General features: G+C 69.0%; 11 protein-coding genes and 1 riboswitch. Of the genes, 6 read left to right on the top strand and 5 right to left on the bottom strand.

Annotation, left to right across the window (positions count from 1 at the left end):
* Positions 1 to 20 precede the first annotated feature (20 nt).
* The 5 genes from EV668_RS03780 to EV668_RS03760 are packed head-to-tail and all read right to left on the bottom strand — an operon-like array spanning position 21 to position 5012.
* A complete protein-coding gene (locus tag EV668_RS03780; RefSeq protein ID WP_133768499.1) occupies positions 21 to 782 on the bottom strand; it encodes a DeoR/GlpR family DNA-binding transcription regulator in 762 nt (253 codons plus the stop codon).
* Between the two features lie 11 nt (positions 783 to 793).
* Entirely contained in the window at positions 794 to 1867 is a 1074-nt protein-coding gene (locus tag EV668_RS03775) for an ABC transporter ATP-binding protein (protein WP_133768498.1), read from the bottom strand.
* 11 nt (positions 1868 to 1878) lie between these two features.
* Positions 1879 to 2736, bottom strand: a complete 858-nt coding sequence (locus tag EV668_RS03770) for a carbohydrate ABC transporter permease (protein ID WP_133768497.1) — start codon at positions 2734 to 2736, stop codon at positions 1879 to 1881.
* A 2-nt stretch (positions 2737 to 2738) separates the two neighbouring features.
* Positions 2739 to 3641 carry a carbohydrate ABC transporter permease gene (locus EV668_RS03765; RefSeq protein WP_133768496.1) on the bottom strand — a complete coding sequence of 301 codons (903 nt, stop codon included), beginning with the start codon at positions 3639 to 3641 and terminating at the stop codon, positions 2739 to 2741.
* A 60-nt stretch (positions 3642 to 3701) separates the two neighbouring features.
* Positions 3702 to 5012 (bottom strand): ABC transporter substrate-binding protein, encoded by a 1311-nt coding sequence (locus EV668_RS03760; protein ID WP_166652321.1) that lies wholly within the window; start codon positions 5010 to 5012, stop codon positions 3702 to 3704.
* Positions 5013 to 5326: 314 nt separating this feature from the next.
* A riboswitch (cobalamin riboswitch) is annotated at positions 5327 to 5518 on the top strand.
* Positions 5519 to 5849: 331 nt separating this feature from the next.
* Between EV668_RS03760 and EV668_RS03755 the strand changes: the two genes are divergently transcribed.
* The 6 genes from EV668_RS03755 (at position 5850) to fabI (ending at position 12716) form a co-directional block, all read left to right on the top strand.
* A complete protein-coding gene (locus tag EV668_RS03755) occupies positions 5850 to 8153 on the top strand; it encodes a TonB-dependent receptor (RefSeq protein WP_133768494.1) in 2304 nt (767 codons plus the stop codon).
* A gap of 8 nt (positions 8154 to 8161) precedes the next feature.
* Positions 8162 to 8956 carry an ABC transporter ATP-binding protein gene (locus EV668_RS03750; RefSeq protein ID WP_208111476.1) on the top strand — a complete coding sequence of 265 codons (795 nt, stop codon included), beginning with the start codon at positions 8162 to 8164 and terminating at the stop codon, positions 8954 to 8956.
* Positions 8953 to 9921, top strand: a complete 969-nt coding sequence (locus EV668_RS03745) for an ABC transporter substrate-binding protein (protein WP_133768492.1) — start codon at positions 8953 to 8955, stop codon at positions 9919 to 9921. Before EV668_RS03750 ends, EV668_RS03745 begins: the two co-directional genes overlap by 4 nt.
* Entirely contained in the window at positions 9918 to 10967 is a 1050-nt protein-coding gene (locus EV668_RS03740; RefSeq protein ID WP_133768491.1) for a FecCD family ABC transporter permease, read from the top strand. The genes EV668_RS03745 and EV668_RS03740 overlap by 4 nt, the downstream gene beginning before the upstream one ends.
* A gap of 5 nt (positions 10968 to 10972) precedes the next feature.
* Positions 10973 to 11728: a (2Fe-2S) ferredoxin domain-containing protein gene (locus EV668_RS03735; RefSeq protein ID WP_133768490.1), complete on the top strand. Its 756-nt coding sequence runs from the start codon at positions 10973 to 10975 to the stop codon at positions 11726 to 11728.
* A 223-nt stretch (positions 11729 to 11951) separates the two neighbouring features.
* Positions 11952 to 12716: an enoyl-ACP reductase FabI gene (fabI, locus tag EV668_RS03730; protein ID WP_133768489.1), complete on the top strand. Its 765-nt coding sequence runs from the start codon at positions 11952 to 11954 to the stop codon at positions 12714 to 12716.
* Positions 12717 to 12724 lie beyond the last annotated feature (8 nt).

Raw genomic sequence — 12724 nt, 5'->3', positions numbered from 1 at the left:
CCCCCTTCGGGCGGCTGCGATCACTCCGCCTGGACGATCCGGGCGCGCTCGAGGGCGAGCCGGACGCCGTCCGGCGCCGCCGCGTCGCTGACGAGGACGTCGATCGACGGCCAGTCGCAGACGTGGATCAGGCCGTGCTTCGCGAATTTCGACCCGTCGAGCAGCAACATGACCTTCTCGGCGAGCGGGAGCATGGCGCGCTTGAACTCGGTCTCGAACATGTCGAAATCCATGCAGCCCCGCGACGGCGAGGCGGCCGCGACCGACATGACGAAGAATTCGGGGGCGAACTGACTGGCGAAGTCGATCGCCGAGGCGCCGACGATCGTCCTGTCCTCGGCGCGCAATTCGCCGCCGGGCAAGATCACGCGGTGCTGCGGGCCGACCGCAGACAGGATGCCGGCGACCTCGACCGACACGGTGATCGCGGTCAGGCGCCGGCGTCGCGTCGCGAGCTCGCGCGCGAGGAAGCAGGCGCTCGAGCTGTTGTCGAGCAGGATCGTCGCCTCGTCCGCGATGAGGTCCGCGGCCGCCACGGCGATGCGGCGCTTCGCGGCCGCCTGCTCCTGGAGGCGGCGCTCGAACGGCGCCTCCCAGCCGACGTCGTTCAGCCGGACACCGCCGTGGAAGCGCTCGACGATGCCGGTCTCCGCGAGCGATTTCAGGTCCCGCCGGATGGTCTCGTCGGAGACCTCGAAGTGAGCGGCGAGGTCGAGCACGGTGCTCGCCTTGGTCTCGCGCAGCCGGCCGACGATCTGCTGCTGCCGCAGGGTCTGGGACATTCCGCTCCCCTTCAGGCTGCGGGAAGGGCGCGCCCGGTGGCGGCGTCGAAGAGGCGCGCGCGGGCGAGGTCGAAGAAGACCGAGACCTCCGCGCCGCTGTCCGGCGCCTCGGGCACCGGCATGCGCGCAACGACCCTGTCGGTGCCGATCAGGATTTCCGCCAGCGCCTCGGCGCCGATCAGCTCGGTCCGCTCGACGATGCCCCGCGTCAGGCCCTCGCCGGGCCGCGACACCCGCACCTCCTCCGGGCGCACGCCGAGAAAGGCGTCCGCGTGGCCGGCGCGCATCGGCAGCGTCGCCGAGAAGCGCTCGTGCTGCACCAGGCTGCCCTCGCCCTCCGGCTTCACCGCGCAGCGCAGCAGGCTCATCTCCGGCGTGCCGATGAAGGTCGCGACGAAGGTGTTGGCCGGGCGCATGTAGAGCTCCATCGGCGCCCCGACCTGCTGGAGGCGCCCCTCCGAGAGGATAGCCACGCGGCTGCCGAGGGTCATCGCCTCGATCTGGTCGTGGGTGACGTAGATGACCGTGAGGCCCAGCTCCGAATGCAGCCGCTTGAGTTCGCCGCGCATGCGGCTGCGCAGCTTGGCGTCGAGATTCGAGAGCGGCTCGTCGAACAGGAACACCTTCGGCTGGCGCACGAGCGCCCGGCCGATCGCGACGCGCTGACGCTCGCCGCCCGACAGCTCGTTGGGCCTGCGTTCGAGCAGATGCGAGATGTGCAGGATCTCGGCCGCCTCGCGGATGCGCCGGTCGACCTCGACCTTGCCGAGCCTCGTGGTCTTCAGGAGCCCGAACGCCATGTTCCGATAGGCGGTCATGTGCGGGTAGAGCGCATAGGACTGGAACACCATCGCGATGTCGCGCTTCTGCGGCTGGGCATGCGTGACGTCCGCTCCGTCGATGAGGAGACGACCGGAGGTGATGTCCTCGAGCCCCGCGATCATGCGCAAGGTCGTCGACTTGCCGCAGCCCGAAGGTCCGACGAGGACCATGAATTCCTTGTCGGCGACGGTCAGGTCGACCGCATGCACGGTGGGGCGCCCGGCATAGGCCTTGCTCACGCCCTGAAGAACGACGTCGGCCATGGTCGCGATCCCTATTTCAGCCCGGCATGCATGAAGCTGTCGACGAAGCGACGCTGGAAGACGACGAAGAGGACGAGCAGCGGCGAGACCACGACGACGGTCGCCGCCATCAGCCGCGTCCAATCGGCGCCGCTGTCGGACTTCGCCAGCAGCCCGAGCCCGATCGGCAAGGTGCGCACCGCCTCGCTGTTCGTGACCAGCAGCGGCCACATGTAGTCGTTCCAGTGGGTCACGACGGTGATGATGCCGAAGGCGATGAGCGTCGGCTTCACCAGCGGCAGGTAGACATGCCAGAGGATGCCGACATGGCCGCAGCCGTCGAGCCGCGCCGCGTCGGCGAGTTCCGTCGGCACCTGCCGGAAGGCCTGGCGCAGCATGAAGGTGCCGTAGCCCGAGGCGACGAAGGGCACGATCATCGCCGGCAGCGAATTGAGCAGGCCGAGTTCGCGCACCGTGACGAAGTTCGTCAGGAAGGTCGCGTAGATCGGGAACATGATCTGCAGCAGGAACAGCGTGAAGAGCAGGTTCTTGCCGGGAAAGGTCAGCCGCGCGAAGGCGTAGGCCGCCAGCGTGATCGTCACGAGCTGGGCGGCGAGGATGCCGCCCGTGACGAGGATGGAGTTCACGAGATAGGTGCCGAAGGGCGCGACGGAGAGCGCGGCCGGATAGTTCTCCCAGCGCAGCACCTGCGGCCAGAAGCCCGCCGCGGGGTCGAACACCTCGGTGCGCGCCTTGAGGGAGGTCACGAGGATCCAGACCAGCGGGCTCAGCCACAGCAGCGCCAGCGGCACCAGCACGACATGCAGCCAGCCGCGCCGCAGCGCGACGATGGCCGGACGGCTCGCGATCTCGGTTCGGAGGCTCGTCATGCTCAGCGCCCCAGGTAATGCACGCGCCGGCCGAAGACGGTGGCCATGACCGCGATCAGCCCGCCGACGAAGAGCAGCAGCACGTTGGCCAGCGTCGAGGCGTAGCCGATGTCCTGATACTGGAAGCCGTTCTGATAGATGTAGAAGGTCAGGACGTTGGTGGCGTCGGCCGGGCCGCCATGCGTCATGACGTAGACGTAGTCGAAGATCTGATAGGAATGCAGCAACCCGATGATGGCGACGAAGTAGAGCGTCGGCGAGATCAGCGGGAGCGTGATGTGGATCAGCCGGTCGAAGGCCGAGACCCCGTCGAGCCGCGCCGCCTCGTAGAGATCGGAGGGGACGAGCTTCAGCGCCGCCAGCAGGATCAGCATGAAATAGCCCGAATACTTCCAGACGCTCATGACCATGATCGCCGGCAAGGCCCAGCTGCTGTCGTAGAGCCAGGCGGTGTCGGGCAGGCCGATCAGCCTCAGCCCCTGGTTGATCGGCCCGTAGCCGGCCGAATAGAGGAACACCCAGACCATCCCGGCCGCGACCGAGGGGATCATCACCGGATAGAAGAAGGCGGAGCGATAGATCGCCATGCCGCGCAGCTTGGAATCGAGCGCGACCGCCATCAGCAGCGCGCAGACGATCGCAACCGGGATGGTGATGACGGTGTAGAAGACGGTGTTGCCGAGCGCCTTCCAGAACAGCCGGTCGTCCCAGAGGCGCTGGTAGTTCTCGAGGCCGAGCCAGATGATCCTGCTGTCGCCCAGCACCACGTCGTGGAAGCTGAACCAGACCGAGCGCAGGATCGGCCAATAGGTGAAGGCCGCCAGGAACACGAGCGACGGCAGCAGCAGCAGATAGGCGAGGCCGGCCTCGCGGAGGCGGACCTGGAACGGGGCGCCGAACGGCATGCGCGCGTCTCCGGGTTGGGCATGCCGCCCGCCGCGCGAGGCGGCGGGCGGCGGTCACGATCAGCCGCGGCGGCGGAGCAGGCGCTGGATCTCGCGGTTGGAGGCGGCATTCGCCTCCTTGAGGGCCGCGTCCGGCTTGATCTCGCCGGCCAGCGTGCGGTCGAGCGCGCTCTTCAGATACTCGCGGACCTTGTGGTAGCCCGGCACCTGGAGGAAGGCGCCGGCATAGGCGGATTGGTCGAGAGCGACCTTGGCCTGCGGCACCTCCTTGAGATAGGCCTTCATCTCCGGCGTCTCCCAGGAGGACTTGCGCACCGCGAGATAGCCGGTGTCGCGGCCCCACTGGGACTGCACCTCGGTCGAGGTCATCCAGCGCGCGAAGGTCCAGCTCGCCTCGATGGCCGCATCCGACTGCTTTTTGGCGATCATGATCGGCCCGCCGCCCTGGCAGGCGCCGAAAGCCTTGTTCTTCGGCATGAAGGCGACGTCGACCTCGAAGGACGAGGACTTGCGCAGGTTCGTCAGCGAGCCTGTCGAGTGGTAGAGCATGGCGGTGCGGCCGGCCATGAAGTCGTTCGCCGAGCCTTCCCAGGTCGAGGCCTTGGGCATCACGCCCGCCTGCTCCATCTTCACCCAGAACTCGAGCGCATCGAGCGCGGCCGGGTTGTCGAACAGCACCTTGTCCTTGGTCCACGGCACCAGTTCGTTCTGGCGGCAGTAGCATTCGAAGATCCAGTCGTGCCAGCCGCCGCCGATGGTCAGACCCCAGCGCTTCAGCTCGCCCTTCTCCCGGATGGTCAGCGCCTTGGCGACGTCCAGGAGCTCGGTCCAGGTCTCGGGCGCCTTGGCGATGCCGGCCGCCTTCATCGCGGTCCTGTTCAGATAGAGGACCGGCGTCGAGGGCTGGAACGGCAGGCCGTAGAGCTTGCCGTCCGAGACGCAGGTCTCGAGGAAGCCGGGGATGAAGTCCTGATAGACGTCGTCGGCCTTGGCCTTGGCGGTGACGTCGGCCAGCGCGTCGAGGCCGAGGAAGGCCTGGAGGGCCGAGTTGATCGGCAGCCAGGTCGCCGGAGGCTCGCCGACGCCGAGCGCGGTGATGACCTTCTGCTCGGTGTTGTCGTAATTGCCGGCATAGACCGCCTCCACCTCGATCGTCGGATGGGCGGCGTTGAACTTGGCGATCATCCCGGCGACGAGCTTGTTGATGTCGCCCGAGACGCCGACCGGATACATGAACTGGAGCTTCGTCCTCGCCTGGGCGCGCGCGCCCCGCAGCAAGGCTGCCGAGGCGACGGTCGCCGCGGCCCCGGCGACGAGTGCGCGCCGCGTGGCGGGCAGCCCGCCTCGATCCTGTGTGGATTTGTTCGACATGTCCAACCCCTCGTCGGCAAAACCGCAAGTGCCGGCATCCCGCGCTGAGCGGGACGATCTGCCGGCAACAGGTCCCCGCACGCCTTGCCTCGGCATGGCCCGGTCGACCCGTGAGGGCGCTCTACCGTTTGCCCATGACGATCCCACGACAAAGTTGGGTTTCGATTTTGATATGGGCGATTTTCGCGCTCGAAAACCAACTTTACCCACGTCGGCAGGAAAGCCAGGTGACGCCGATAGGGCACAGGCTCCGGCGATCGTCACCGATGCGCGACGCCACGATCGCGCCACGATTGACCACGCCGTCCAAGATCGCTTCTAAGCGGGGCGACGGTTCCCCTCGGGGATTCAAAGGGAATGCGGTGAGGGTCTGCCCGAAGCCGCGGCTGCCCCCGCAACTGTAAGCGGCCAGCCTCTCGTCATCATGCCACTGGGCCTCGGCCTGGGAAGGCGACGGGATGCGACGATCCGCGAGCCAGGAGACCTGCCGTCAGCCGTGGTCACACGCGAGCGCAATCGGGCGGGGTGTTCCGATGGCAGACGAATCGGCGCTCCGGCGACCGGGTCGGCTTTGTTCGCGGTGACGTGCCACTGCCGTTCGAGGTCCGTCCCGTGTCCCAGTCCCCGCTCAAGGCCCATCGGCCCGCCGCCCCCGGCGCGTCCACTCGTCCCTCGGCGCCGTCGCATCCCCGACCTCGGACCACCACGGCCGCGCATGCGGCCTGGGATGCGGACATCCACTCGGAAGCCCCTTTCCCCCGCGCCGATGAGGCGCCCGCCCTTGCATCGGAAACCCGGATCGGCGCAATGCAACATTATAACATTGCGATTCGGACCATGCGCGCCTTTTCCCTCACGCCCCTGCTCGCCGGCACGGCCCTCGGCACCCTGATGGTGCCGCTGGCGCCGGAGACCGCCCGCGCCCAGCAGGCGAGCGATCTCCCGCCGATCGTCGTGCAGGCGCCGCGCGCCGCCCCCGCCCCGCGCCGTCCCACGGCGAGCACCGGCCCGAGCACCCGCGCCCCGCGCGCCGCCGCGCGTCGCCAGGCGGCACCTCGCATCGCGCAACCGATCCAGCCGGTGGCGTCCGCGGCGTCCCAGCCGGCCGCACCCGTCCCCGGCGCGCGCGGCAACACCGCCGCCGCCCAGGGTCTGAACCTCGCGACGCCCGGCACCTCGGGCAGCCGGCTCGGCCTCACGCCCTTCCAGACGCCGGCCTCGATCGAGATCATCTCCGGCCAGAAGATCCGCGACCGCGGCCAGAACACGGTCGCCGAGGCCGTGACGCAGAACGGAACCGGCATCACCACCATCGGCTCGCCCGGCAACGGCATGACGGCGCTGACCTCGCGCGGCTTCTCGGGCGTGAACTCCGTCATGAACCTCTATGACGGCACGCGCCTCTATGTCGGTTCGGGCACCATCACCTTCCCGAGCGACACCTGGAACATCGACCGGATCGAGGTCCTGCGCGGCCCGGCCTCGGTGCTCTACGGCGAGGGCGCCATCGGCGGCATCGTCAACGTCGTGCCGAAGAAGGCGACCTTCGAGCGCGTCAACGAGATCCGCATCGGCTATGGTTCGGACAATACGAAGCGGCTCGCGCTCGACAGCGGCGGGGCGATCACCGACCAGATCGCCTACCGGCTCAACATCAGCGGCAACCATGCCGAGGGCTGGCTGAAGCAGAACGGGGAGTTCAGCAATCTCGCGGTCTCCGGAGCCCTCCTGTGGCAGGCGGCGCCGAACCTCGCCTTCACGGTCACGCACGATTACGGCTACCAGAAGCCGATGTCGTATTTCGGCACGCCGCTGATCAACGGCAGGGTTCCGAGCTCCATCCGGTTCAACAACTACAATGTCTCGGACCACTCGAATGTGTTCCGGGACCAGATCACCCAGTTCAAGACCGAGTGGAGCCCGACCGACAACCTGACCATCCGCAACACGGCCTATTATCTCACCTCGAACCGCCATTGGCGGAACGCGGAATCGTACCGATACAACGCCGCGACAGGTCAGGTCGGCCGGAGCAGCTTCATCGAGATCTTCCACGCCCAGGAGCAGATCGGGAACCGCCTCGACGCCACCTGGCGGGCCGACATCCTCGGCTTCAAGAACACGCTCGTCGCCGGGTTCGACGTCAACCACATCGCCTTCAAGAACTTCGGCAATTCGCCCTATGGCGGCACGGACACCGTTCCTCTCTTCGGCTTCAATCCAGGGGTCTTCAACCGCACGGACCTCAGCACGGCCGGCTTCCGCTCGAAGACGGACCAAGCTGCGTTCTTCGCCGAGAACCGGCTCCAGCTCACCGACCAATTCGCGGTCATCGGCGGGCTGCGCTACGATTCGATCCGCATGAAGCGCGAGGACGTGCGCGGCATCGCGGCGCCCTTCGCCAAGGATTTCGATGCCACGACCTACCGGATCGGCGCGGTCTACAACCCGCTCCCGGATACGGCGATCTACGCGCAATACGCGACGGCGGTCGATCCGGTCGGCCCGCTCGTCTCGCTGAACCTGACGCAGAGCCAGTACCAGCTCTCGACGGGACGCCAGGTCGAGGCCGGCATCAAGCAGAGCCTCTGGGGCGGCCGCGGCGAGATCACGCTCGCCGGCTACCATATCGAGAAGGACAATCTGCTGACCCAGACCGCGCCCGGCGTGACGCAGCAGGTCGGCACCCAGTCCGCGCGGGGCTTCGAGGCCGCCGCCTCCTTTGTCGTGATGGAATGGCTGCGGGTCGAGGGCAGCCTCGCACTGCTGCACGCGCGTTACGACCGCTTCGACGAGCGGGTGAACGCCACCACCAACGTCTCCCGCCGCGGCAACCGACCGACCGACGTGCCGAACGAGATCGCCAATCTGTGGGTGTCCTGGGCCTTCGCGCCGCGCTGGGAGGCACGGGCCGGGCTGCAATATGTCGGCGCGACCTTCAGCGATCCCGGCAACCAGTATAAGCGTCCGAGCTACACCCTCGTGAATGCCAGCCTCGACTACAGAGTGACGGACAATTCCCGGCTCAGCCTGCGCGGCTACAACCTGACCGACGAGGTCTACGCGACGAGGGGTTCCTCGAGCACATGGCTTCTCGGGCGGCCACGCTCGGTCGAGATGTCCTACACGGTCGCCTTCTGAGCCGCCGCGTGGGCGAAGGCTCCCCCGTCGTCGTCGACGGCCTCGTCTGCCGCTTCGGCGAGGTCGAGGCCGTGCGCGGCATCGACCTCTCGGTCGCGGCGGGCGCCTTCGTCGGCATCCTCGGCCCGAACGGATCGGGGAAGACGACGCTGCTGCGCTGCATCGCGGGGCTCCAGAAGCCGAGCGGGGGCCGGGTCCTGATCGACGGCGAGGATGTCGCAACCGTGCCGCCCGCCCGTCTCGCGCGGACGCTCTCGCTCCAGGCGCAGGACGCCGCCGGCGGGCTCGGCTACACCGTGCGCGACGTCGTCGGGATGGGCCGGCTCGCCCATCGCGGCGGCCTCCTGCAGGGCGGCACCGGCCGGGACCGCGAGGTGGTCGAAAGCTGGCTGTCGGAATTCGACCTCCTCGGGCTCGCCGACCGCCCCGTCGAGACGCTGTCCGGGGGCGAGCGCCAGCGGACGATGATCGCGCGCGCGATCGCGCAGGAGCCCTCGATCCTCCTCCTCGACGAGCCGACCAACCATCTCGACATCCGGCACCGCTTCGAGGTCTTGGCCTGCGTCAGGCGCCTCGGCATCACGGTGATCGCGACCCTGCACGACATCGAGTTCGCCGGGCGCCTTTGCGACCGCATCCTCCTCCTCGACCGGGGCCGCCTGCGAGCGGACGGCCCGCCGGACGAGGCTCTGACCTCGGCGACGATCGGCGCGGTCTACGGCGTCGCCGCGAGTGTCGACCGCCAGCCGGCGACGGGACAGATCAGGATCGACCTCCAGCCGCTCGCCGGAGACGGGCCATGATGCGCGCGCACCTCCTCGCCCTCGCCGCGATCGGCCTCCTCGCGGGCTCCCTCGGAGCTGTCGCGCAGACCTACCCGGTCGAGGTCGAAAGCTGCTTCGACCGCGTGCGCTTCGACGGACCGCCGAAACGGGCGCTCGTCAACGACACCAACATGGTCCAGACCATCCTCGATCTCGGCCTCGCCGACCGGATCGTCGGCGTCTCGGGGATCAGGGGCGTCGAGCGCCATCTCGTCGGCGACCCGAAGGTCATCGCCGGCCTCAACCAGTTCATCGACCGCTATCCCTCGCTCGAGGCGGTCCTCGGGCTCGACCCGGATTTCATGTTCGCCGGCTGGAGCTACGGCTTCCGCGCCTCGACCGGCCTGACGCCGGCCTCGCTCGCGACGATGGGCGTCAAGACCTACGTCCTGCGCGAGAGCTGCATCCGGATCGGCAAGCGCGAGCCCATCGGGATGGAAACGCTCTATGCCGACATCGCGGCGCTCGGCGCCCTCTTCGGCATCCGGGAGCGGGCCGAGGCGGTGATCGCCGCGCAGAAGGCGCGCGTCGCCGCCGTCGCGGACCGCCTGCAGGGCGTGCCGAGCCGGCCGCGCGTGATGTATTGCGACGATTGCTACTCGCCCTCGCCGCCGCTCTCCGTCGGGCGCGAGGGGATGACCGCGCTCATCATCCGTCTCGGCGGCGGCGAAAGCCTCTTCGACGACATCGCCAACAGCTATGTCCGGGTGAACTGGGAAGAGGTGGCCAAGCGCGATCCGCAATGGATCATCGTGAACGACCATCGCGTGCCGATCGAGCAGACGATCCGCCACCTCCTCTCCGATCCCCAGCTCTCGCATGTCGAGGCGATCCGCGAGCGTCGCTTCATCCCGCTGACCTATGCCGAGCAGACGCCCTCGACACGCAGCATCGACGGGCTCGAGAAGATCGCCCGCGCCCTCCATCCGGACAGGTTCCGATGAGCCGGCCGGCCCTGGCCGCGCTGCGGCGGCCCGTCGTCTTCCGCCTCGCCTGCCTCGCGCTCGCGCTCGTGCTTCTCGTCTCGGGCATCGCCGTGATCGCCTTCGGCGCCGTGCCGATCCCGGTCCGGACGGCCTTCGGGATCGTCGGCGAAGGGCTCGGCCTCTCCGCGCCCGGCGGATGGAGCCGGGCCGAGCGCAACATCGTCTGGGAGCTGCGCCTGCCGCGGATCGTGCTCGCCGCCGTCGCGGGCGCGGGCCTTGCCGCGGTCGGGGCGATCCTTCAGGTCCTGACCCGGAACCCCCTCGCCGATCCCTATCTCTTCGGCGTCTCGTCCGGCGCCGCCTTCGGCGCGGTGCTCGTCATCCTCTACGCGACGGCCTATGCGGGGCCGGTGACGCTGCCGGGCGCGGCCTTTCTCGGCGCCCTCCTCGCCATGGCGCTCGTCTTCGCCGCGGCGCGCGGGCGCGACGGCGCACCGACGAGCGAGCGCCTCGTCCTCACCGGGGTCGCGGTCGCCTTCGTCCTCCAGGCGGCGACGAACCTCCTCATCGTCGGCGCCGTCGACCGGGGCGCGGATTCGGCCCTGTTCTGGATGATGGGCGGGTTCGGAGCGGCCCGCTGGGCGATGGTGCCCGTGCCGCTCCTCGTGACCGTGATCGGCCTCGTCTGGCTGCGGCTGCGCGCGCCGTCCGTCAACGCGCTTGCCTTCGGCGACGACACCGCCCGCAGCCTCGGCATCGATCCGCCGCGGCTGCGGATCGAGATGTTCGTCGTCACCGCCCTGATCACCGGCGCGATCGTCTCGGCGAGCGGCGGGATCGGCTTCGTCGGACTGATCCTGCCGCATATCGCCCGGATGGTGGTGGGGGGCGACCTCCGCCGTCTCCTGCCGCTCTCGGCCCTGCTCGGCGCGCTGTTCCTGGTCTGGGTCGATGCCTTCGCGAGGGTCGCCTTCGCCCCGCGCGAGATTCCGCTCGGGATCGTGACGGCGTCGATCGGCGGCGTCTTCTTCCTCTGGCTCATGCGCCGCCGACAGACCGGATAGCCGACATGCCCGACACCGTGCCGACGATCGTGCTCTACGGGCGCGCCTCCTTCGCCGCCGAACAATCCCTGGCCTCGATCGCGCGGCGTCTCGCGGCGGAGACCTCCGAGCCGCCCGCCATCCGCTGGGCCTTCGCCGATCTCACCGGCCCCTCGCTGCCGGACGTACTCGACGCGCTGGAGACCGAGGGCACCCGCGAGGCCGTCGTCGTGCCGTGCATGGTGCCGGCCGATCCGTCGCTCTCGGTCTGGCTCGCCGGGGCCCTGAGCCAGTGGCGGGCGGACCGCGACGCCTCGCTCGCCGTGCGTCTCGCCGCGCCGGTCGAGGCCTCGCTCGACCTCGCCGCCGCCGTCACGGCCTCGCTCGCAGGTCCCGCCACCGATGTCGCGCTGACGAAGCCGAGCCTCGGCAAGCCGGGCTGGTCGAAGATCCCCGAACACGGACGCCAGCTCTTCTTCTGCGTCGGCGCGCGATGCCTCCATCGGTCGGCGGAGCCGCTCTGGCAGCATCTGCGCGCCCGCATGAAGACCCATCGCGCTCTTGCCGCCGGCCCGAAGCGGGTCATGTGCGCCCGCGTGAGCTGCCTCTATCCCTGCAATCTCGGCCCGCTCATGACCGTCCATCCGGACGGGACCTGGTACGGCGCGCTCGATCGCACGGCGCTCGACCGGATCGTCGACGAGCACCTCCTCGGCGACCGGCCCGTCACCGAGCACGTCGTGCATGTCACGGCCAGCAGGACCGAATCGGACGGAGCCTAGAGCAGGCTGCCGGTTCACGGGACCATCGGCGTGCTCCGACGTCGTGGTGCCGCATACTGTCGACCCTCTGCAGCGCGCGGGAGGACGACGCACCGGCATGAACCTTGCGCCGCGATCGGCCGATCTTTGCGGCACCTCCTCGCAAGGCAACGATGGATCCCGGCCTGTCACATCTTCGACGCCGAAGCGGGGCAATGGTGCACCGCAGCAGCGGGAGATGGGAATGTTTTCGCTTCGCGGCCGTAAGGCCCTGGTCGTCGGCATCGCCAACGAGGATTCGATCGCCTGGGGCTGCGCGCAGGCCTTCCGTCGGCAGGGCGCCGAGATCGCCGTCACCTGGCTGAACGACAAGGCCGAGCCGCATGTGCGCCCGCTCGCGGAGCAGCTCGAAGCGCCGATCATGGCACGTCTCGACGTGACCGAGCCGGGCGCCATGGAGGCGCTCTTCGACGAGATCCGCGAACGCTGGGGCAGCCTCGACATCCTGCTGCACTCCATCGCCTTCGCGCCCAAGGCCGATCTGCACGGACGGGTGGTCGATTCCTCCGTCGAAGGCTTCGCCAAGGCGATGGACGTCTCGGTCCATTCGTTCCTGCGGATGATGCGGCACGCCGAGCCCCTGATGAGCGAAGGCGGCACCTGCCTCTCCGTCTCGTTCTTCGGCTCCTCCCAGGTCGTCCGGCACTACAACATCATGGGGCCGGTGAAGGCCGCGCTCGAAAGCTCGGTGCGCTACGCCGCCGCCGAACTCGGCGAGAAGGGCATCCGCGTCCATGCCCTGTCGCCCGGACCCCTGGCGACGCGGGCCGCCTCGGGCATCGACCATTTCGACGAGTTGCTCGCCGCCGCCACCCGCCATTCGCCCACCCACCAGCTCACCACCATCGAGGATGTCGGCGCCGTCGCGGCCTTCCTCGCCTCCGACGAGGCGCGGAACCTGACCGGCGGCGTCCACGCCATCGATGGCGGCTACTCGATCATCGCCTGAAGGATAAC

This window comes from Enterovirga rhinocerotis (genome assembly GCF_004363955.1).
Lineage (GTDB): Bacteria > Pseudomonadota > Alphaproteobacteria > Rhizobiales > Beijerinckiaceae > Enterovirga > Enterovirga rhinocerotis.
The sequence above is the reverse complement of the archived record's forward strand: the minus strand, read 5'-3'. Positions and strand labels throughout refer to the sequence as shown.